Annotated in this window: 18 protein-coding genes and 2 pseudogenes; 14 read left to right on the top strand and 6 right to left on the bottom strand. The window is 42.9% G+C overall.

The features are described 5' to 3' along the window. The first annotated feature begins 52 nt into the window (after window positions 1-52). Window positions 53-523 (top strand): AraC family transcriptional regulator, encoded by a 471-nt coding sequence (locus H1230_RS12960; RefSeq protein ID WP_239715903.1) that lies wholly within the window; start codon window positions 53-55, stop codon window positions 521-523. Between the two features lie 54 nt (window positions 524-577). Here the strand turns inward: H1230_RS12960 and H1230_RS12965 are convergent, their stop codons facing one another. From H1230_RS12965 to H1230_RS12975, 3 genes and pseudogenes are all read right to left on the bottom strand, one after another. Then, window positions 578-1,411 (bottom strand): lipase family protein, encoded by an 834-nt coding sequence (locus H1230_RS12965; protein ID WP_239715905.1) that lies wholly within the window; start codon window positions 1,409-1,411, stop codon window positions 578-580. A gap of 25 nt (window positions 1,412-1,436) precedes the next feature. Continuing rightward, complete coding sequence (locus tag H1230_RS12970; protein WP_239715907.1) at window positions 1,437-2,384, bottom strand: DMT family transporter; 948 nt, start codon at window positions 2,382-2,384, stop codon at window positions 1,437-1,439. Further along, window positions 2,384-3,201, bottom strand: a pseudogene (locus H1230_RS12975) (AraC family ligand binding domain-containing protein). Before H1230_RS12975 ends, H1230_RS12970 begins: the two are co-directional and overlap by 1 nt. Before the next feature lie 124 nt (window positions 3,202-3,325). Here H1230_RS12975 and H1230_RS12980 point away from each other — a divergent pair. From H1230_RS12980 to H1230_RS12990, 3 genes and pseudogenes are all read left to right on the top strand, one after another. Beyond that, window positions 3,326-3,781 (top strand): GNAT family N-acetyltransferase, encoded by a 456-nt coding sequence (locus H1230_RS12980; RefSeq protein ID WP_239715908.1) that lies wholly within the window; start codon window positions 3,326-3,328, stop codon window positions 3,779-3,781. Between the two features lie 353 nt (window positions 3,782-4,134). Further along, the gene (locus H1230_RS12985; RefSeq protein ID WP_239715910.1) at window positions 4,135-4,680 is read left to right on the top strand and encodes a GNAT family N-acetyltransferase; all 546 of its coding nucleotides are present in this window, start codon (window positions 4,135-4,137) and stop codon (window positions 4,678-4,680) included. Between the two features lie 20 nt (window positions 4,681-4,700). Beyond that, window positions 4,701-4,889: pseudogene (locus H1230_RS12990) on the top strand (isochorismatase family protein); the annotation flags it as partial. 79 nt (window positions 4,890-4,968) lie between these two features. On the opposite strand, the gene H1230_RS12995 reads toward H1230_RS12990, so the two are convergent. After that, window positions 4,969-6,834 carry an LTA synthase family protein gene (locus H1230_RS12995; protein ID WP_239715913.1) on the bottom strand — a complete coding sequence of 622 codons (1,866 nt, stop codon included), beginning with the start codon at window positions 6,832-6,834 and terminating at the stop codon, window positions 4,969-4,971. Window positions 6,835-7,145: 311 nt separating this feature from the next. On the opposite strand from H1230_RS12995, the gene H1230_RS13000 reads away from it, so the two are divergent. The 4 genes from H1230_RS13000 to H1230_RS13015 all read left to right on the top strand — a co-directional run bounded on the left by H1230_RS13000 (window position 7,146) and on the right by H1230_RS13015 (window position 13,107). Then, window positions 7,146-10,316, top strand: a complete 3,171-nt coding sequence (locus tag H1230_RS13000; RefSeq protein WP_239715915.1) for a GNAT family N-acetyltransferase — start codon at window positions 7,146-7,148, stop codon at window positions 10,314-10,316. Next, window positions 10,303-11,178 (top strand): amidohydrolase family protein, encoded by an 876-nt coding sequence (locus H1230_RS13005; RefSeq protein WP_239715917.1) that lies wholly within the window; start codon window positions 10,303-10,305, stop codon window positions 11,176-11,178. The genes H1230_RS13000 and H1230_RS13005 overlap by 14 nt, the downstream gene beginning before the upstream one ends. A 710-nt stretch (window positions 11,179-11,888) precedes the next feature. After that, window positions 11,889-12,716, top strand: a complete 828-nt coding sequence (locus tag H1230_RS13010; protein ID WP_239715919.1) for a M12 family metallo-peptidase — start codon at window positions 11,889-11,891, stop codon at window positions 12,714-12,716. 67 nt (window positions 12,717-12,783) lie between these two features. Then, window positions 12,784-13,107, top strand: coding sequence for a membrane lipoprotein lipid attachment site-containing protein (locus tag H1230_RS13015; RefSeq protein ID WP_239715921.1), 324 nt, complete (start codon window positions 12,784-12,786; stop codon window positions 13,105-13,107). A gap of 111 nt (window positions 13,108-13,218) precedes the next feature. On the opposite strand, the gene H1230_RS13020 is transcribed toward H1230_RS13015, so the two are convergent. Beyond that, entirely contained in the window at window positions 13,219-14,694 is a 1,476-nt protein-coding gene (locus H1230_RS13020; protein WP_239715923.1) for a protein adenylyltransferase SelO, read from the bottom strand. A 174-nt stretch (window positions 14,695-14,868) separates the two neighbouring features. Between H1230_RS13020 and H1230_RS13025 the strand changes: the two genes are divergently transcribed. From H1230_RS13025 to H1230_RS13045, 5 genes are all read left to right on the top strand, one after another. Next, on the top strand, window positions 14,869-15,297 hold the full coding sequence (locus tag H1230_RS13025; RefSeq protein ID WP_239715925.1) for a hypothetical protein: 429 nt from the start codon (window positions 14,869-14,871) through the stop codon (window positions 15,295-15,297). A 60-nt stretch (window positions 15,298-15,357) separates the two neighbouring features. Next, window positions 15,358-16,173 carry a copper amine oxidase N-terminal domain-containing protein gene (locus tag H1230_RS13030; protein WP_239717289.1) on the top strand — a complete coding sequence of 272 codons (816 nt, stop codon included), beginning with the start codon at window positions 15,358-15,360 and terminating at the stop codon, window positions 16,171-16,173. Between the two features lie 432 nt (window positions 16,174-16,605). Further along, a complete protein-coding gene (locus H1230_RS13035; RefSeq protein ID WP_239715927.1) occupies window positions 16,606-17,082 on the top strand; it encodes a hypothetical protein in 477 nt (158 codons plus the stop codon). A 369-nt stretch (window positions 17,083-17,451) separates the two neighbouring features. Next, the gene (locus tag H1230_RS13040) at window positions 17,452-18,117 is read left to right on the top strand and encodes a hypothetical protein (protein WP_239715929.1); all 666 of its coding nucleotides are present in this window, start codon (window positions 17,452-17,454) and stop codon (window positions 18,115-18,117) included. Between the two features lie 416 nt (window positions 18,118-18,533). Further along, entirely contained in the window at window positions 18,534-19,352 is an 819-nt protein-coding gene (locus H1230_RS13045; protein WP_239715931.1) for a hypothetical protein, read from the top strand. 157 nt (window positions 19,353-19,509) lie between these two features. Here the strand turns inward: H1230_RS13045 and H1230_RS13050 are convergent, their stop codons facing one another. Continuing rightward, on the bottom strand, window positions 19,510-21,396 hold the full coding sequence (locus tag H1230_RS13050; protein ID WP_239715933.1) for a PAS domain S-box protein: 1,887 nt from the start codon (window positions 21,394-21,396) through the stop codon (window positions 19,510-19,512). Window positions 21,397-21,683: 287 nt separating this feature from the next. Here H1230_RS13050 and H1230_RS13055 point away from each other — a divergent pair, with 287 nt between their 5' ends. Further along, on the top strand, window positions 21,684-22,805 hold the full coding sequence (locus H1230_RS13055; protein ID WP_239715935.1) for a PTS transporter subunit EIIC: 1,122 nt from the start codon (window positions 21,684-21,686) through the stop codon (window positions 22,803-22,805). Window positions 22,806-22,847: the final 42 nt, after the last annotated feature.

Below are 22,847 nucleotides of genomic sequence, written 5' to 3' on the forward strand. Positions count from 1 at the left end.
GCGCGCAAACAACAATTCCCTTAAATTTTCCACTGTAGATTTACGGACGATTATGCCCCTGCTCATTGAAATGCTTGAGCTGCACCAGGTACTTACGCGTTATCGGTCCTTTGAACTGCAAATGTTGTTCGGCAAGCTGCTTTTGCAATTGCAGCAGGGTATTAAGAGAAGCAGTCCGCAAGCTCGTTCTTATTATCTTGGCGAGCAGGTCGCAACCTATTTGGCAGGGCGATTGGAGTTGCCGTTTGATTCCGGGCAAGTGGAGCACGATTTGCATTATCATTTTGATTATTTGGCGCGGTGTTTGAAGCAATATTCAGGGATGAGTCCACTACAATACAGGCATCATTTGCAGATTGAGCGAGCCAAACGGCTATTAGCGCATTCGGAGCTTCCGCTCATCCAAATTGGGGTAGAATGCGGATTTTCGGACAATAACTATTTCATACGTATGTTTAAACGCCAAACCTTACTTACGCCCGGCGAATACCGTAAACAGCATCAGCTGTTTCGGCTGGATTAGGAAGTTTCCGCTGGAACCACCATCCGCTTTATTTGCGATGTTATCTCCATGGTGTTACAGCATGGGGGCTTGCTTTACCGACTTATTTTCTCCTCTGCCTGATTTTGCTTCAATAACAGGACAGAAACCTGGGTTCGCCCCACATAATTTTTGGGTGAATTTCGGTTCAAGTTGGGAGAGCTCGGCGAAATAGCTTCCAATAATGTGATTGAGGCCTAAGGCTCCGTTCTGGAAAGACAGCGATGAAAGGGTCTGGACATGACTGTAATAGTACTTTTTGTCCCGCTTGGGCAGCTTGTAGATGGATGGTGGAGCATGTGTTATGACATCAAAGAGATTCGCAATACGGTAGCTGTTCGGGACATACATTGTAAAAGCCTTCGCAAAAGCCGGATCACCTACACGGGGAGATCCAAATGTATATAAGTTGGGTGAGCTGTAGGTAGTATTGGCTGCAATATCCATCGCACATAATGTCGCGAGTGCTGCACCAAGACTGTGACCTGTAATGTATAATGTCTTATCAGGTGATAGGCTGGCAAGTGTGGAGATGATCTCGTTGCGGGCTGAAGAATAGATATCCGTGAAACCACGATGTGTAAGACAGTCTTCCTTAATATATTTGAACCTCTTTTGCGAGGCGATCGTATCGGAGATCCAATTGGTTGTTGAGCTGGTTCCTCGAAAAGCAATAATAATCTCTTGCGGAGATTCAATAATAAACCCGAAACGTTCCCATGTAATGGATTTCGCTTGAATTGTATGACTGACCGAATAATTCAATGGAACGACAAACGAACCGTCCGTATTAGCAAATTGGGCATAGGTCTGTCCACAGATTGCAGCCAAAAAGATAGCCCGCTCCTCAAAAACTTCAATGTTCCCCATCAGAATCCCGCCCTTCTTTTCTACCTTATGTATGATAAGAACGCGGGATTGGTGCTTTACTTCTCACTCTGATCCTCTTTTTGGGGATCATTTTAATTTTGCGTTCCGAGATATATGAGCCGATTAGTGTCAGGAAGGCTCCCGTCAATGTGGCCCAAGTTATTTTTTCATGCAAAATAAGGAAAGAGGCGGCCAGTGTAATTACAGGCACAAGATAAATGTACACGCTTGTTTTTACTGCTCCCAAGATTCCTACTGCCCGGTTCCAGGTCACAAAACATAATGCGGATGCTCCCAAGCCTAAGTAGAGAAGGTTTGTTGCATTTGCGACTTCGCCCAAACGTTTGAAATTTAGATGGAACTCAAATAGAAATAAAGTAGGCAGCATACCCAATAGCCCATAAAAAAACACTCTGCGGGTAGCTCCAATAATAGGGTAATTTAGCCCGCTTATTTTGCGCATTAACACAGAATAAATCGCCCAAACCACAGGAGCCAGGAAAGCAAGCAGGTCTCCGATTGGGTTCAATTGTAAGAGGAAACTCCCGTTCAACCCGATAAGAATAATTCCTGTGAGTGCAATCAAAAATCCAGTAATAAATTGAGTATTTAATTTCTCTTCTTCTAAGAAAAAGTGTGCAAGTAACGCCGTGAAAAATGGAGCGATCGACACAATCACACCTACATGGGAAGCAAGTGTATATACAAGGGCAATATTCTCGATTAGAAAATATAAAGTGACTCCACAAAGCCCTGCCGAGATAAACAGCAATTCTTCTGAAAACGATTGAGTCCGGATGCGACGCGAAGAGATTAGAAATAATACGAAGTATCCCATAAGAAAGCGGAAAAATAGAATTTCAACGGGACTAAAGTCAATTAACAATATTTTTGTAGAGATAAAGGTCGTTCCCCAGATCAAAATCGTAATGAATGTGAGCAGATGCCCGGTTGTGACCTGACGTTTATCCATTATGGTGTGATATCCACTGTACGTTTCGAGGCCACTTCATGAGTAAATATGCGCATGTATTGTTTAGGGGTTACGCCGATCAGTTTTTTGAAGAAATTTGTAAAATGGCTCTGATCACTAAAACCGGTCTGAATGGCCACCTCCATCGGAAACACTCCTTGTTCTAAAAGCCTTTTAGCATGATTAATCCGAATCGTTTCCAGGTAACAATACGGCGAAATCCCTTTTTGTCTGGTAAATAAACGCAGCAAGTGATATTTGCTTATACCTGCTAATTCACTAAGTTGATTGAGAGTAATGCTGTCCGTATAATGAGATTCTATGTATTCGCAAATGATTTTAATTTCAGTAGTAAGCTCCTGAGAAGGACTAGGTGTAGCTGTATCTGAATAGTCTCTGAGCAGTTGCTCCAGCAGAAACAGAAACAACTCTTCTTTTTGGAAATCGGATTGACTCTCTAAAATCTTAAGATGCAGCTCATGCAGTGACAAGGCCAGTTCACTCTGATAAAGAACGTAATTTCCAACACATACTCTCGCATGACCTGCGGTTGGATGTTGATAGCGCGATAGTCAAGGGTACTCCCGTCGATCTGTTCACAGGCATGGGGATCTTGTGGGTTAAAAATAATTACATCTCCGCTGTTAAGGATATACTCTTCATTGTTGCAAACTAGATATCGCTTGCCTTGTTCAATAAACCCAATTACATAATAGTCATGAAAATGGTTGGGAAACCTCTGCATGATCCCTTCAAACTGATACCCCTCAAGCTTTAATTCCTGATCAAAGACTACGGTTCTAACTTCGCGAGTCACCGTCTCACCTTCTTATTCTGTAATGTATGTTCATTATAGTATGGAAGTTAGAAACATTCTTGAACGATGTTGCTGCAAGGGTATAATAGTGATAAAAAATAATAGAGAAGTCGGAGTGATTATTATGGATATTAAGCTAGATGATTTAACTGGATCTGAAGTGGTTGCATTAATCGGGGAACATCTTCAGGGTATGGCCCTTCATTCTCCGCCAGAAAGTATACATGCCCTAAATCTGGATGAATTAAAAAAGCCGGAAATAACATTCTGGAGTGCCTGGGAAAAAGAAGAGTTATTGGGTTGTGGGGCACTTAAAGAGCTTGATCGTCAACATGGAGAGATAAAATCAATGCGAACTTCTTCAGCACATCTAAGAAAAGGGACGGCAAAGCGAATCCTTGAACACATCATTGCAGAAGCCAAGCAACGTGGTTATCAACGGCTAAGTTTGGAAACGGGTTCGATGGAGGCTTTCGAGCCAGCCAAAAGACTATATGCAAGTTTTGGGTTTCAGTATGGCAAGCCGTTTTCAGATTACACTGAGGACCCTCATAGTGTATTTATGACAAAGGAATTATAAGTGTTAAATAAGTACAAATCCTTCTTCATTGAATCCATTTTCTCTTCTTAATGTTAACGCTATATTGAGAAACAGGAAGTGAGTATTTATTAGGCTTCAAATAAAGAGAATCTCACGAAGAAGGATCTTCAGGAACTGTTCCTTTCGGTAGAATGGGAGTCTGGTAAGTATCCGAACGAACTGTTACAAGCAATCAGAGGTACACATTCCATTGTTACTGCATGGGAATAAGGGATAGGTAAGGAACTGATGATTATGATGCTTAATAGATATAAGGATTGTAAAACAAAAGTATTGATTTCTTATCCTAACGTCTTTATTTCAGAGTAACTTTGAATAGAGGTGTCCAAAACATGATCAATCAGTATGAGTTGACCATAAGCAATCTTACTCAAGCGGATACATTATCGGTAAACCAGCTGTTCGAAGCCTCGATTACAGATGCCTTTGAACAAGAAAGCTTGGGTCATTTTCAAAATGATATTCAACTAGAAATTGAAAATAAAAAGCGGCTAGTGGAGAGAGCGCTTGACCCGACTATAACAGATATCCATTTCCTTCTTGCCAAAATAAATGAGGTCGTTGTCGGCACAATTTCCTACAAGCCCTGTGGCGAAGATATCCGAATATGCACAGAAAATGGGCTGGATGATGTAGGCGAATTGGGCAGTTTATACGTGTTGCCTAGCTATCAGAACCGACGTATCGGTTCGGCCTTAATTAAAGGCATGGTAACTTTTCTAAAAAAACAGGGTATTGATGAATTTTGCTTGGACAGTGGCTACAAACGTGCTCAGGAGAGATGGGTGCGGAAGTTTGGAGAGCCTTATAAGACGGTTAAGGACTATTGGGGACCTGGTTCAATTCATATGGTCTGGCTGTGTAAAGTAAACAAATAGAAGGGGATTGTTTGAATCAAGCGGATTCGCAAATCTTTGACAAGCTAGCGAGAAATTCTTTTCATGGGACGGGACTTCTTCAATATTTAAAAGATAAACAGGAAGAGCATATAGTCATCATGGGTTGTAAAACACAATACTGTATCGATACTGCAGTCAGAAGTGCTGAGGAAGACTTATTTCGTCCAACACATGATTCTTATAGATAATCGCCACAAGCCCGTAAGAGTTGGAAAACCCGTCAATATCCTTGCTTTAGCATGGTATTGACGGGTTTTTGTATCTAACTTATTCCTTGACTGCTCTATCCGGTAATTGTGTCACATAACTATCGGACAGTTGAAGGAGCTTCAGCGCACGATTGAATTCATCTTCTGTGGATTGAAGCGGTTTGTTGCCGTCACCGGACAAAGTATAATGCTGCCCGTCCTCAAATCCGCTGCCGGATAAGAACAGTTCTTCGTTATTAACGAATGATCCGGTTGGCAAATAGTACCGTTGAGGCAGCAAATTGTAGGCAGTCTGATTCAATAAATCTTGTCCAAAATGAATATGGTTATTCAATGAAACTCCTAATAGATTTGTTACAGTTGGTAGAATATCTACCTGTCCACCTAATTGATTGTTTACACTTGGAGTCACAACCCCCTCAGAGGCTATGACCAATGGAATATTGATCAGATCGCGTTCGGTATATTCATGGTTCAGAATTTCCTCCATCAAGGTTTTATCCTCATCTTTCAGCGAGAAAATAGGCAGTCCGCGATGATCACCGTACAGTATGACTAAGCTATCATCCCATACACCGTTCTCCTTGAGTTCTGCAATAAACTGCCCAAGCGCGTAATCCGCGTAATTCTGGGCACGAATGTAATCACCAACAAAAGTGCCCTCGAATCGTTCTGGGAGAGCCATTTGGTATTTATCTTCCGGGATCGAGAAAGGATTATGCGATGACATCGAGATAACCTGTGAATAGAAAGGCTGACTGCTCTCATTCATGCGGGCCAATTCAGTGGCTGTCTTCGAATACAGAACTTCATCGGACGCTCCATAAAATAGGGTGTCGTCTTCACCGAAAAAAGGTTTGTCATAGTACCGGTTAAATCCTAGTGCACTGTACAGCTCGCCACGGTTCCAGAAGTCAACAGCATTCGTATGAAAAGTGGCGGTGTCGTAACCTTGGCTCTGCAGCAGTTTAGGTAAGCTTGGAAGCTCTTTGGGAGCGTATATCTCTGTTGCCGGCCCATCTGGCGGAACATAAAAGGAGGTGTTTACGATAAATTCGGCATCAGAGGTGTTGCCTTGCCCGACCTGTTGGAAGAATCGGGGGAAATAGAGACTGCTATCCGCGAGCTTATTCATATTCGGTGTAATTTCATGTCCATCAAGCGATAAATGGATTAAGAAGTTCTGAAAGGACTCCATTTGAATGATGATCAGGTTCTTTCCTTTGGCGGCACCATATAATACCGGGTTAGACTGAGATTGGATTCCTTTTGTTTGATCAATAACAGATTGTGTAATCTGAGAGAAGTCGATTTGCTCTTCCTCTTGACCCGCGAGCAGCGCGTAAGCTTCGTAATTTAGAATGCCCATCTGCTCAGCTTGGACGTTCTCATTCATACTGGCCTGGTTCGGGAAGATATTCATCATACATAATGCCAAGGATATACAGAAAAGGGCAGCGACCACCTTCCGGTTGCTAGGGCCAGACATGGATTTCTTCCAGGCTAGCGCTTTCTTCCGGCTGAGCATAACAAAGCTAATGATAATAATATCCAGAAAAATAAGCATATATTGAGGGTGGACGACTGCGAAAATACTCTTCTTGACGGCTCCTACTTGCTTTGCCTGACCGATCACTTGAGAAGTAGCAATAATGCCAAAGTGATTGTGGTAGATTATCAAGGAGAAGAATAAAATGGTAATTAGTAGATTTACAAGCATATAGATGGCAATCTTCCGTTTCGTGGCAAACCATTCAATCAGGCAGAAGATTAATAGTACAAAGGGAATTTCTTTGAACAATGTACCCCAGGTTGGCCCATCTTCGAACAAGTAGTACCAGGCAAAATAACTTTTTGCAAGCATAATAATAGAGAAAAACAGTATGGATCTTTTGCTGAGTGTTCGTGTTTTATGCAACCGCATTGCTTATGCGCATCCTTTTCTTTTTAATTAGTTTATTCTATTACATTGTAGGTTTCATAATCAACTATAAAAGATTAGCTAAACATACTACAAGAATGCTCATTTGTACTATCCTCAAGTATTTCAATTAATCTTGCGTCACTTATGCGCTCTAGCGAGTAATACTAATAATGACCCATACCGCTTACCTGAGAAAAAGCCGTGTTTCTTGTCATAATATTCCAAATAATAGTATAATAAGAGCTCAACGGCTATTATTGAATCTTTATTACGAATACATACTCATATTTGAACAATAAGGAGAAGAGTTCATGACACCAAATACCATCGCGGAACAAATCCGCATTATCGAATACGATCCTTCCTACGCTCGAGCAGTCGCTGATATGTGGAATCTCAGCAATGAAAGCTGGGGAGGCGGCACTAACCAGAGAACAGAGGACACGGTGCGTCGGGAGATGGATATTTCATCCAATCTTTATGTGTTTCTCGCCGTGGATGGCAAGGAGGTAGTCGGCTTCTGCAGTTTTGCACACTATCGTCAAGATGAAGGTGCCTTGTATATACCGCTACTAAATGTGCGACCCGACTATCACGGTTATAAGGTCGGTCGCAATCTGATTTTGCACGCCGTCCGCAAAACAGTCGAAGCGGGTTGGCCGCGACTGGATCTATTTACCTGGGCTGGTAACACCAAAGCTGTACCAATGTATAAGAAATGCGGTTTCTTTTGGGAAAAAAATGAAGATTATGTCCATCTGATGAATTTCATTCCAACTGTCCTGAAAATGGAAGCGCTTGCTCCTTATTTCGAGGAGCTGGATTGGTACGCAGACAGCACTCGCGAACTCCCTATCCAGCCAGATGGCCGCCGAGAGCGTGGCTTTGATTTCTTAGATTACACTTGGCAAAAGGGAGAACTTTCTTTGCGGGCAGAATTCGAGAAGACCGGTCGCGGATTGACCGCCCTTGACACTCCTGACTATGAAATTTCTACGGAGATCGACGACCATGATCTTGTGTTTGGCTCCGCCTACAAGATTCGCTATCACATCAAGAATCGCTCTACGACCGAACTGGCAATTGAGATCAAGGGCCAGAACGACAAAAACATTCGTTTTTCCCTGTTCGTTGCCCAAACGCTCGCCCCGGGAGAAACGGTCATCGTAGAGGGTGATTTCGAGCTTGATCCTGTTCGGGAGGAGCAGAATGAGAAGAAGACCCATCCGGTGGTTAGGAGCAATTGGATTATCGGTGGCAAGCGGGCTGAGTTCCGCCTTGGCATCGCTCCGAAATTTCCAGCCAAGCTGAAGCTAACATTACCAACAAGGGAGCTGTATCCGGGCCTTCCGGCCGAAATGTACTTGAACGTGGAGAATAATTTTGCCTCGGAAGCAGAGTTCACTTTTGACTTGCCGGAGGACGAATTCCTGAAATGGAGTGATCGTGCGGTACGCTTCACGGTTCCGGCTAAGAGTAAAACTTCTGTCCCGGTACCCTTCACTCTGCAGTCTTACGGACTTTATTCACGAGATATTGAGGTAACGGCCATTCCGGTTGGAAAGAAGGCGGTCTCCTTCACAAGTAAACTATCCGTCCTAATGAAGGGAACGCATGGCCGATTTGGTGGACAGGTGGGGGAGCAGTGGGTTGCCGTAAACGGTGCATTCTCCCTCCATCTGAACAAGATCGACAATGGAATATGGATTGAATATCCCGGCTCCAGCCACAACTTCTGGTGGGCTTTTCCGAGGTTAGGCAAGCCGTTCGCAGAAGAATTCTCCAAGAAGCAGGCCAAAGAAGTGAAGATCTATGCGGAAGGGGAGAGCCAGGTTCTCGAAGCCCTCTACGAGTCAGATGACTTCCCAGGCTTGGAGATAAAGACGGTAGCCAAGCTGTTCGCAAACGGAATCGCTGAGTTTCATCATGAGATCTGCAATACCAACAGCAAAACACTGGATGAAGACGTATATGTATTGACGAATTTCGGCTTTTTTGGCAAGCGGCTCGTCCTGCCATACCAAGGCCATTACGTGGATATGGGCGATGCGCACTCTAGTGATCCGAGTTATTGGGATAGTGCCCAGATCACGGAGAATTGGCTGTTCTGCAAGGAAGAGAACGTCACCTGCGGAATATGCTGGGATCCTGCTCTGAAGCTGCTCCGCCCGGAATATACACTTGGGCTGGAGCACAATCTTGGCCGGATTTCCGGCGGAGATGTCGTGCGGACAAAGGTGACTGTGTTTGCTCTAAATACCTTCGGCAAGTGGTCCGAATTCCGCTCCTTTGCTCGGAAGCAACTGAATTCGGTCGTTCCGGTGCTGGACGATCATCTTGAATTAATGCTAGGCGGCGGAAATCCGTTTGCGGCGGGGGCGCTTCATGCAGAACTAATCGAACGAAAGATGATTCCGCTTGCTGGAAGCCTTGAACTGTATGTGCAAAACGATGGTAGTACGGAGTGGAGAGCGGCTGGTATCGAGTTGCAAAGGGAGCAGGATTTGCATTCTGCGGGTTTTGAGCTTTCTGCTGAGGAAATGGAATCGTCGGGACACGGTGAGTCCGGCCGAAAGGTCCGGCTCGTCTATCAGGGAGAGGATCGCGTTCAGGAACGGTCGGGCCTCTGGTTCCCTCAGAGTGATACAACTTTCGTTTGTGAGATGGAAGAAGGCCCAGCAGGTTCCCTGTACACGATGAGCAACGGAGTTCTCTCCATAGCGGCTACCCCTGAATTCGGGAGTGTCGTGCATTCACTGAAGTACCAAGGGGAAGAATGGCTGGACAGTTCTTATCCGGAAGCAGGCCCGCGTTCCTGGTGGAATCCCTGGCATGGTGGACTCGGTGTGGGAATTCAAGGCCTAGGTGGATTCAGCCGGCAGCAGGAGACGAGAACCGCGGCTTGGGTGAAGCGAATGGATGAACACGGCAATGTCTGGAAGGGACTGCGAATAACCACTTCTATCGAGAAGCAAGAAGCAAATCGGGGAATTACAATTAATCAGCATTACCTTATGCTGCCCGGCGTCCCTATGCTCTGTGTACAACATTCGGTGACCAATGGTAGTGGATTAGTTCTGCCACAGTATTCGCTATCAGAGGATAGTTACTTCAAGCCTTCGCCTGTCTTCTCCGAAGGATGGATGGAGTTCCCCGAGGAAGGCAAGTTCCTGCTTGGAAAGATAGAAGCTCAGCTTGATTCCAAGGGGATCATACGAATCGGTGCGGCAACACGTAAGGATATGTTGCATATTGTGAATAGTTATCCCAATCAGAAGGCTTCGGCGTATGTGAACAACAAGGTGTTCTCTCATAGTGTGAATCACCAGCTTCCACTTCTCAATGGAGAGGCCGCATGGACTCAGCCGACCTTCCTGATCTTGGGACAGATCGCTCTGAATCCAGAGGATGTACGTAGCCTTCTGAAGCTGAACTTTGCCAATCCTACTGATAATGAGGAGACCTTACATGCCGATCATTGACATTCACATTCATCTGTCCAATATTGACAGCTTTCATCAAACAGCGGTGGAGCTGTCCAAAGTTGATTACACTGCAGCTGGCCTCAAGGCGGAGTTTGACAAGAACAACGTCGTTCTCGGCATTGGCATGGGTGTTACGGAGCAGACGGAGGGAGCCTTTCCGGACTCTACTTCACCCAATCCGATGGGTCTTGACTTGGAAGACACTGTTCCGCCGTTCTTAATGGAATGCATTGGCATCAATCCGAACAGGCTCACAGGGGAGCACGCCCAAGAGGAGCTGGAGCGAATCGAAGCGCGGTTGCAAGCTCCCGAGGTAGCGGGAATTAAGCTTTATGCTGGGTATTATCATCATTACGTCTATGACTCAATCTATGGACCGATCTATGAGCTGGCTGCCAAGTACGGTATGCCCGTGGTCATTCATACTGGCGATACGTACTCGATGAATGGATTGCTCAAATATTCGCATCCTCTCACCGTGGATGAATTAGCCTATCAGCAGCGTGGTGTGAACTTTATGATCTGTCATCTGGGTGATCCTTGGGTAATGGACGCTGCCGAAGTGGTGGCCAAGAATCCGAATGTCTATGCCGATTTGTCCGGCCTCGTCGTCGGCGATCGGCCGCATTTTGAACGGTTCATGAATGAACCCTTATTCATGGACCATTTTCGCCGGGCGCTGGTGTACTCCGATCATTACGAGAAAATGTTGTTCGGAACCGATTGGCCGCTTGCACCCATTGACCTGTATGCGGAATTCGTTCGCCGGCTCATACCTGAGCAGCATCACGAGAAGGTATTCTACGAGAATGCCTTTGGGCTGTTTCCACGCATCCAGCAGCGGATTGCGGCGGTCTGATTGTAGAAGTTTTCGTCAATTGCCTTGGTCGAAAGGGTGATTTTAGAAGCTGCTGTTCATACTTGCTTGTCGCCATGCGGTTTGTCCCATCAGTTCCCGCATGGTAGACAGGTACTCGTGTTCCGATTGATGCTCAAGAAAATAGATTCGAAAAGCTACCGTAGTATCATGATTGGTTTAGTTCATTCGACCCGATCGTTTGTGTCAGCCGCGTCTGGTAAAGCGCTGTCCTCCAAATAAGCTGCCTCCGGTAGAGTACCGTAAACAGCTTATAGCCAAGGGTCTTTTTTTCAGTGTCTATAAAATGGAGGCATGGCCAACATCAAGATTAGGGTTAATTGACGCTTACGTATAAGAAATCTCCGGTAAAGTATTTTTTAAATAATTATCGTAGTCATAGGCTGTATTCTGTACGATATAAACATGAAATGCTTTTATTTGTTCACTAGCTTCTATTATTAAAAGTATACCAATCTGTACTATTAATTAATCTTCGTCACATAAAAAAATATAAAGGAAACCAATTTTCAAAGATACATAAATCATCACTCCGTTAACTATTACTTGTAAAAAGCCTGCCATAAAGTAAAAAGGACGACATGTTCGTCGTCAAATTTCCGCTGTTGCATTCCTATTATGGGAGTTTCATATGTTAAAAAAAAAGAAAACTCGTCTTTATTACAACAGCTTTTCTACTTTGTTCAATGTCGTTGGCTACTTCTGGATTTGCGAGCGTTGAGGGTGCAAATTCAACCTTCAACGCAGATGAAGTGAAAATCTTTTACCAGAAGTATGCTACACAGTCTGAGGGTTCTCCTATAGAGACCTCGCCACAATTAAAACTATTCACTTCAACTCCTACACCGAAAATTGAAAGATCATCTGTTGCACCTATATTTGATGAGAGTGGCAAGATTGTTAGCACAGTAAATATTGGAAAAAATGTTGTCGGTACTAAGTCAATAAACTTAGATTCCGCTAGTGCCGCCGCCACAGGGAAAATCTGTTCAGTGTTGGTGGCCGTTGATGAAGAATATCGTGCAAAACACAGTGATTGGCAAACACTAACAACAAACATAGTTGAGGCCGCTGATGATGCATTCAACTCTAATTTCGGGGTTGATTTATCAGTTACTGCTTATCGATACTGGTTCTCATCTGGAAGCAATTCAGCTGAAATACTTGATAACTTAAAAGGTAGTGGAACGGATGGTTATGATTTTGTTACTGGCTTTACTGCTGAACCTGATTTTTTTACTAATGGGGTACAAATTGGCGGGAAGGCATATACTTATTCCTCTGCACCTTTATATGCGGCATATAGTGCGGTCTGGGATCAAGCATCGTATGGTTCAAATTGGCATGCATTACAACACGAACTTTCACATAACTATTCTTTAGAACATGACTTACCAGAAGGGCCCACCCCGGTTTGTATTATGAATTATGGTACAATGTATCAGACAACCGCATGGCACACTGACCATCGTACGCAGTTAGCTGCACATGTAAGCTGGTACGGAAATAATATTAATTAATATTAATACGGATGCGCCATAAAACATGGTTTTGTGGCGCATTTGATAAAGAGAGGACCACCAATTAATGAAAAAATTCCTTGTAATATTTCTTTTTGTTCTATTTTTGAGCGGATGTGTTACAAGAGAATCCAGTAATAGTGAAACTGAAAAAATCGTTGATGATCCAGTGACTTGGTTGAATATTGAAGGAAAGAAGTACTATTACTTCTCTTCTCAGCCTGTTGCACTTGAAGAGAATACTCTTGTTGATACGGGAATAATTACGGACTCAGATGATGGTATATCTGACGTGGGGCTGAAAATTTATAAGAGTGATGATTTTACAGATAGCTTCTTTATCAAGAATCCAGGTGATGGAGTATGGCTTGAATATCGATATCGCAAATAAATCAAATTAAAGGTACAATTCATGATGCTTGAACAACAAACAACAAAATTATTTTTAACATCGGGAACATTGCTACTAATTTGACGCTTACACTGACCATAGAAGTAAACCTCAGGTTCCGCAGTATGTACGGAAAGGACGGTCTGAAGGCATAGCAGGCGTGGAATATTCGGCTTGCTCCGCAGTGTGGGCATAGGGGTCTGATAGAGCCAGCATAAGCTCAGTCATTTTCGTATAATCACCGAGTGTCACTGCAGCTTCCAACGCTTCTTCCACTTTGTGATTGCGGGGAATGATTGCCGGATTACTCTTTCGCATCAGTTGCTGGGAGGCGGCGTCAGATTCCTGCTGTCTGCTTTTTCTGGTGTTCCACCGTTCTACCCATTCCGTAAAAACTGTGGTGCCAGATAAGACGGTGTCTTCCTGCTTGTCATAGGTCAAGGCTAGGAAGGTATTGGTGTAGTCCGCACCATGCTTTTGCATCATCACCAGCAAATCCTCGAAAAGTGCCTCATCCTGAAGCTCTTCATTAAAAAGACCAAGCTTTGCTCTCATTCCTGAAAAAAAGTGCTGTTCGAAGTATACAGGGAATTGGGCTATGGCTTCCTCCGCCAGCTCAATAGATTGATTCTCATCCTCATGCAGCAGAGGAAGGAGCGCTTCGGCCAATCTGGACAGATCCCATGCGGCAATATTAGGTTGGTTCCCATAAGCATAACGCCCTCCGCTGTCAATGGAGCTGAATACAGTGCCAGGATCATAGGTATCCATGAAGGCGCAAGGACCATAATCAATGGTTTCGCCGCTAAGAGTGATGTTATCCGTGTTCATGACCCCATGGACAAAACCCACAAGCTGCCATTTGGCAATTAATGAGGCTTGCGCCTTGAGAACAGCCTGAAGCAGGGCAAGATAGCGTTGTTCTTCCGCTTCAGCTTCAGGGTAATGTCTGTGCAGCGTATAATCGGCCAACGTGCGGAGATCTTCGGTAGTCCCCCACTTTGCAACGTATTGGAAGGTGCCCACTCGCAGATGACTGGCCGCTACCCGGGTCAAAATGGCGCCCGGAAGATCGGATTCACGCGTGACAACTTGTCCGGTATCCACCACCGCCAGACTTCGAGTGGTAGGAATGCCAAGCCCATACATTGCTTCGCTGATGATATATTCACGCAGCATCGGTCCAAGCGCAGCTCGGCCGTCACCTCCGCGAGAATAAGGAGTTCTACCGGAGCCTTTGAGCTGAATATCCAATCGCTCTCCTGAAGGCGTGATCTGTTCCCCAAGGAGAAGTGCCCGCCCATCGCCCAGCATATTGAAGGAACCGAATTGATGTCCTGCATAGGCCTGGGCAAGTGGAGAGGCACCTTCGGGGATGCTATTTCCGGCGAGTACCTCCAGTCCGTCACTGCTGTACAGATATTCTAAATTCAAGCCCAAGGATGACGCCAGCGGCCCGTTAACAATCGCCAGTCTTGGCGCTCTTACAGGCACAGGGTTCATTCGGGTAAAAAGCATTTCCGGGAGAGCGGCATAACTGTTATCGAAGTTCCATCCTGTTTCATGTCCTGCTTGTTTCTCTGCCATTATAACTTCTACTCCCTCGGGTGTTGGTTTTAGGATTTTCCTAAGCAACGATCTATTTAGTATGAATTTTATCACATATCTAATTCTCATCAAAACAAGGGGTATGACAGCTATTATCGATGGACAATACAATAAGATATATATTCCAACATATGGTATAATTGAGATGTTTTTATGATGGAGAAGCAGCTCGAAAGGATAAACAGATGGGGTATTGGAAAAGTCATCCATGCAGAGGGCTACTCCTTTTATGACCCATCCGATCATATAACCAAAGTAATGTTATTGGCGAATGATAAGAAGTTGGCTCTTATTGAGATGCGAAAACAGCCCGTTTGGGGATGGGAAACATTTTATACGGAATTCCATGATTTTGTCGCCCGATATGTTGATGCAATTGATTCAAATATCAATAATACTGTAGTGCCACCGCTTATTAAGGGAACCGAGCAAATGTATCTGAACGTGGATTACTTTTCGGTCAACGGCCGAACGCTCCTTTTTGCTCACGCTATATCGGGAAAACCCAATCATAGCTTCGGTTCTGAGGAAGTAACAGAATATATTGATTCACGCTTGAACGAGTTGGGGAGAGAAGACTGATTAACATCATTTATGCTGTTCGTAATAAAAAGCAAGGGAGAATTGAAGAACTTGGACATCATGAAAAAAATGACTTGTTTCATTCTTTTAATCTTATCTCTTTCGTTAGGAATACCTACATTCAGTCAAGCCGAATCATTAAAAAGTAACGCCAATGTACATTTGAAAATCAATCAGTATTTTGTGCTTTACTCCACGCCAAAAGCTCCTTATTTAAGCAATGGAAGGTTGTATATTCCTTTACGTTCTGTGAGCGAATTGCTTGGTGGAAAGGCAACTTATGAAGCGACAACTAAATTGGCTAAAATCGAGTTGAACAACCATAAACTTGAAATCAATACAGCAACTAATCAAACTTTTTATGATGGTGTAATGGTGCAAACAGAAGTGGAAACACAATTGTATCAACAAAGTTTATTCGTTCCAATGCGCACTTTGGTTGAAAGTTTAATGGTGAATGGAACCTGGAATCAACAGCAACAAATGTTCACTTTAACAAATGAGAACCTAAACAAGACGCCGATTTTCATTAATATTGAAGAGTTCGATGCTACAGATGTGTATAATCAGGATGTTTTTTTACCCATCTCTTATACCTATGATATTAAGAAGGAAAAAAATCGGTATACACTGAATCTCAGTGTGAAAGCTCAAAATATATCGGGAAAAGATATCCCAACGGGAGAAGAATATCTGCATCCTCTCTATTTGTTTTCAAATGGTGGTTTTTCCTACGATAGAAAAAAAGGAACCAGACCTGCAGTGAAAAAAAACGCGATCATCACACGTTCATGGAAGAGAACAGAGTTAGAGAGTTTTCAATATATACTTTTTGAAGGCATCACAGGGACTGACCGGACGATAGACTTGCCTTAACAGGGAGAACAAAATCACTGGAGTTTTTAGTGGATTTGCAATATATCAATCAATACTTGCCTAAACATGGTTGCATTTTGGATAATAGTGCTGGACCAGGGAAGTATAGCAGATGACTTTTCTATGTGGAATGAAAGAAGTGATTGCGATATTCATTCAGGGACCAATGATTTGTACTTTTATTGATGACGAACAATGCATTCACGCTTCTTTTTTTCTAAAAAGCCTCTATGTTTTCACTGGGGATGTTGTTAGATCAGGAGAAACTTAAAGCCTGGATCGAACGTTCAAAACACCTTATACAGAATCCCGAAGAGTATGATTATGACTATTGGGGTCTTGGGTCTAAGTACGTATATTAAACCCCTTTTATTTTGCAAGCACCACTAGTATTCAAGAAATGATAATGGACTTAAAAGGAGAATTATCATAATGGCATTATTCAAAAATAATTCCAAAAAATGGTCCATACTCGGAGTTGCTGTTATTTTATTGATAAGTGGCACAATTGTAGAAAAAGATGAGACAATTAAATCAGAGGTGAATATAGAAGATCTTACTACGGTTTGGGCAAATGCACTTAAATCAAGAGATGGAACCCCACGATATGAAATGATGTCTAAAAAAGCGAAAGAAAAATTCAAACAAGAACAGATTATTAGAAGTGGAGAAAACTGGAATTATAATATTGGTGATTCTAGTCCTTGGGTTGTTGATTTTGAGATTAAGATTGACGGCATGAATGCTATGATCGATTATGTAACCGAAACAAGTGAACCGTCCTCTTATAAAATGCAGGAATCCCTTTCATTTGCTAAGGAAAATGGGAATATTGTAGTAGATGATTATCAAACAAGCCTTGTTTTTTTTGATAAGAGTGCCTTGCCCGACATCAGCACAGCGCAGTAAGCAACAGTTCCATCGCGAGCAAAGTGGGCTTTTTATGATAAAAGCATTACCCTCTCGTTACATTTCTTTTTAATCGAAATTTACATGATGGAGCCGTAGTAAGAGAGTGTAATGGTGCGGTCATACAAGGTAAAGATGAACTAGACTTTCACGTGAATTATCAAGGGATTATAGTGAAACTATAAGAAACGAGGGAGTTTTGTGCGATTATTTCGAAGGTTCTACTTTGCAATTCCAAAAAAGGAGAAACCCGAAGATGTTGCTAACAGAATTCAAAGAGTTATAAACTCCGTTGGTGGAAGTTATTCAGTACAATTCTATATGAATGATCATGATTCATTGCTTAGGTCCGTTTCAGCAGTAAAGAGAGTGATTAAGAAATTTCCTGAGATGGCTGAATTTTTCTATACAATGAACAAAAATAGTGTTGATGAAGTCAATGTACTGTCGAATTATAATGAAGACTGGGGATTCGAGGCATATCAGAACCCGAATAATCAGACTAGCGACGTAGATATAAAGATTCTAGTAGATATCATCACGGGAATCCCAAGAACATTTCCCTTTGCAATGGCAGCTATGATATTTAAAGATTTGTGCATTCCTGGCACTATTCAGAACGATGTTATACCCAATTTCAAAGGTCAAAAACCCTTACTTCACAATACTTATTATCCGTTCCTCTCCAATTCAATACAATATATCAATTCTTGGGGCTACAGTTCCCGAATTCAGTACATACATGTAATAATGGAAGTTCCTGTCCCCGATAGTTATAGTCTTATCCTTCCTGCGATCACTCCAACAGCCCATGAATTTCTGGATGTTCTCGGTAAATTCAAAAGTGAGGATGTTGTGGCGACACCTTCGCCAGAAGAAGAAATGAATTTGTTACTTAGAGAAGAAGAGGCAAAAAAATTGATTGATAATTGGAGAGATTCCGAATATTATCAAAAAATCATTTCCCTAACAACTTGCCGCATCCCCAGGATCAAAGCTTTGATTGGAATATTGGGTCGCGTAAAAACGGTTTGATAAAGTTTTTTAAGCCTAGGTACTACAAGTATCACGCCAATCGTTCAAGAGGGCCAGGTGAATATATTCTTGACAAGAAAACGGATAACAATAATCAAATTCTTCTAACTTTTGAATCAGGTAACTTGACAGCACTCTCAGGTCGTATGACATTTAAAACGCCATTTTCCGAGCATGCGGTTGAAATACCGATATCATCAACATTTGGTATAGTGGGGCTTTACCCCATTAAATACGAAAGATATGGTTTACAGTCCTAATTTTCTTGAATTATAGGTACTTAGCCCGTTTGTCCATGTTTATTGTCACGAGAAAATTATTGGGGAATCCATAACTAAATAATTAAGAATTGTACACTTGTTGTACACAGCTTAGTTATATACTCGGAGTATAAATTGAATTTGGAGGAAACAACTATGATAAACACTAGCATGAAAAAAGCCGCAATGATTCTGAGTTTCTCCATTGTTTTAACAGCATTTTCCGGCCAAGCTTGGGCTGAGCAAGGTACTAATACTTCAACGCCTGCTTCCGTAACGAGTTCAGATAGCCAAAATCCTTATGAGATTGCGGGCATAAACGATCCAGCAGAATTCACCACTTATTTTGCCAAATTACAGAAAGCTGTTAAGGATAACAAACCAGCAGTAGTGGCAGAGCTGATCTCCTATCCAATGAATTTAAACAAAGACAACAAAACTTATGTGATTTATAGCAAGGATGAATTTATTAAGAAATACGATCGCATCTTCACTTCTCTTGTACGTGACAATCTACTAGCCCAAAAAGTCGATAAACTGTTTGTGAACTATCAAGGGATTATGGTTGGAAATGGCGATTTGTGGATGGGTCAACGAAACAATAAAATTGGAGTTATAGCGGTTAATATCTTTAATAACCCATATGAAGTCGCAGGCATCAAGAATCCGATCGTATTTGAGCATAACTTCAGTTTGCTCCAGAAATACGTTATAGAAGCGAAAAAATCCGGAGTCGCCAATTTGATGGTGTACCCATTGAAAGTGAATACTAAGGGAAAAACCATGGAAATCAAAACCCAAAAAGAATTTATTGCAAAATACGACAAAATCATGACTGCTAAAGTTAAGCATGCGTTATTAGCACAAAAAGTCGATAAAGTATTTGTTAATTGGAAAGGTGTTATGATTGGTAACGGAGCGCTATGGATGGGCCAGTTTGGAGAACAAGTTGGTGTATTCGCTATAAATCAGTAAGTGATGTTATGAATAAACAATTTGCAATATGTTTGAAAAAGCCGCCTAATAGGCGGCTTTTTGTCGTTTTCCTTGAATCTAGTGACTTTAGTCGACGTGATAGCATTTCCATGGATCTGAAAAAACAGACATCAGAATTTTATTACCCCAATATGAATTACTTCACAAACTGGTTTAATAGCTTTTGAACAACTTCACGATTTACAGGCTTACTGATATACTCATCCATCCCTTCAGTGAGGCATTTTTCCCGATCACCCTTCAAAGCATTGGCCGTGACCGCGATGATGGGAGGACTACTCTCCATGAGCTCCTCTTTAATCATCTTCATCGCATCGAAGCCGTTCATAATCGGCATGTGCAGATCCATAAAAATGAGATCAAACAGTTCTTTGCGCGTTGCGTGCACTGCGTCTATGCCGTTTGAGACGGTGGTAACCTTATGACCCATTTTTTCAAGTGTTTTGGTCAGTACCAGTTGATTGATATGGTTGTCTTCAGCAAGCAAAATGTTCGCCTCTCGTGCTGTTTGAGGTTTGTGTATGTGAATTTTTTGGTTGGGTCCTAAGACTGTTTTCTTGAGCCTGATAGTGAACGTAAACGACGAGCCGCTCTTCCCGTCGCTTTCCGCGTAAATCTCACCGCCCATCATGTCGATAATTCTACGACTGATGGCTAGCCCAAGGCCAGTGCCTTCATGCCTGCGTGTCATAAAACTGTCAATCTGCGCAAAAGGTTCAAAAATCTCGTTGAGCTGCGTGGAATCAATCCCTATGCCTGTATCGGATACCGTAAATACCAATAGGGAGGGATCTTCTTTTTCAAGCATTATCTTTACGGATATGCTTCCCTTGGATGTGAATTTCACGGCATTGTTGAGCAGGTTTAGCAGTACTTGTTTTAAGCGTTCGGCGTCGCCATAAATATAGTCAGGAACACCGTGATTTATAGTGCTTGAGAGCTCCAGGTGTTTTTGCTCGGCTTTAATAGAAATGACTGCGAAGCTTTCCTTAATGCATTTATGCAATTCGAATGTATCCTCTTGCAAATCTGTTCGTCCTGCCTCAATCTTAGAAAGATCAAGGATGTCATTGATAATATTGAGCAGAGTATCCCCGCTTTTGCGGATGATCTCCACATAGCCTCGTTGTTCTTCATTGAGCTCCGTGGTGTCAAGCAAAATATCCGTCATGCCGACCACCCCGTTCATGGGGGTGCGGATTTCATGGCTCATCATGGCCAGAAACTCACTTTTAGCTTTGTTTGTAGACTCGGCGGTCTCCTTCGCTAGCAACAACTGTTTCTGCTCGGAAATGTCTTTGCATATAAGATAGAATCCGATATTTTGATTGTTCACAAAAATAGGTGCAATACTGGTAAGCACTTCGATTTCTTTGCCATCTTGGGCCACAAGAGTGTTTATGTGCTGCTCAACCGTATTATCGTACAACGCCCTATCTAGAATGTTCTGGACATTCTTCTGTCCAATTAGACTTGCAAGCTCCATACCGATCAGTTCGGACTCGATGGAGTAGCCTGTTATCTTTTCCGACATACTGTTGGCGTTAATGATTCGACCGTCAAGGCCAAAGGAAATGACGCTGTCATGGTTGTATTTCTTGAGAGACGTATACCGTTCAACAGATTCCTGAAGTCGTTGCTCGGATTCCTTTTGCTTTGTGATTTCAATAATTTGGAAGATGTAATACGTCGGTAGGTTCGCCTCATTAATGAAAAGCTTTAGAGAGAGCAATCCCCACATATCGTCACTCATCCTTGTGAGAAAACGCTTCTCAACCTGTACTTCCATTTTCTCACTCATGAGTGCCTTTAGATCGTTAATATTTCTGATATTATCATTTTCGTGGGAGAGATCTTCAAACTTCATGCCGTCAAACTCTGCTTTGGAATAGCCAAAGATCCGTTCCATAGCGAAGTTTACTGTTAAAATTATACCTTCTGGTGTAACAAGTGCGATCCCAGAGGAAGCATGATCAAACACTTGTTGATGGAATTGATCCTGATTTAGGTTAACTCGATGCATAGCGACCTCCATAGGGTAAGATAATGTTTTCACGAAAAATAGACCTTTTATTTGAAGGTCATATCAATATCTAAAAATTAAATTAATATAGCTCTAAAGTTATTCACCCACTTATTGCTTATCGAAACATATCCTAATTGAAATGAATTTTTCGTTTAATAGGAATCAATAAATACACTAATTTTAGGGGTGCCTGTATTAATAATATCTATGATATAGTACTCTTTGATTGTTTGGTGGGGGGGATGCCTTTGCCGGCTAATTTGTTGGGAATGTAGGAGGTACATATGAAGGTTGAGAATCAAGTTATTTCTGTCGAGCAGCCCCGGAAGAACATAGTTAATATCATTATAGACGGGATTTCAGGCATCTTTCTTCCACTGGTGAATATTTTGAGCGCGGCGGGAATTATGAAGGGTTTGCTGGCTGCTGCAGTGGCATTAGATCTGTTAAACAATAGGGAAGGTACCTATCAGGTACTAAATGCGATGGCTGACAGCCTGTTTTATTATCTTCCCGTACTTCTGGCATTTACATCGGCTAAAAAATTCGGGGCAAACCCATTTACCGCCGTAGTCATTGCCGGAGTGCTGCTGCACCCGAGTCTTAGCACTCTCTTTGGAGACGATCAAGCGATTAACTTTTTTGGCCTGAGCATTACGCCGGTTACTTATCCGGCCAGTGCGATTCCCATTATTATGGCGACGGGCTTGCTGCTATATATCGAAAGATTCTGCTTTAAAGTTTTACCTGAAGTCATCCGAGGCTTCTTTACTCCTTTATTTTCTATAATTATGGTCTCTTCCGTTACGCTGTTGGTCTTTGGTCCAATGGGCATGATCGCGGGGGATGCGCTCGCAAAAGGTTATGGCTTTGTGTATAATCTCAGCCCGGTCGGTGCGGGAATGGCTCTGGGGGGAGCGATCCAGGTGATGGTCATATTTGGACTGCACTGGAGTTTGGTGCCTCTTGCCATAAACAATATTGCACTTAACGGTTCGGATACGATTTTAGCTTTGATGGGTCCGGCTGCGTTCGCCCAGGCAGGAGCGGCGTTAGCGGTTTTCTTTAAAGCCAAGGATAAAAAGTTTAAAACTCTGGCATTATCCGCATCGATTTCAGCATTATTCGGTGTAACCGAACCCGCGATGTTTGGTGTGAATCTTCCCCTGCGCAAGCCGATGGTTGTCGTTTGCTGTGCCGGAGCTGTTGGCGGTGGAATGGCCGGATTTTTTCACTCGGCTGCAATTTCTTTCGCCTTTCCCGGATTGGCAACCTTGCCGGCTTATTTGGGGGACGGATTCAGCGGCTTCCTTATCGCCTGCTCGACGGGCTTGGTCATATCCTTTGTTGCAACCCTGTCCCTAAAGCTGGCGTTGGCTCCTGCCGAACCGTCGGTAAACGAGTAGAAGCAGGCAGGCGTCGATTAGACCCTATTTGAATAAATTTGT

Source organism: Paenibacillus sp. 19GGS1-52, assembly GCF_022369515.1.
Taxonomy (GTDB): Bacteria; Bacillota; Bacilli; order Paenibacillales; family Paenibacillaceae; genus Paenibacillus_AQ.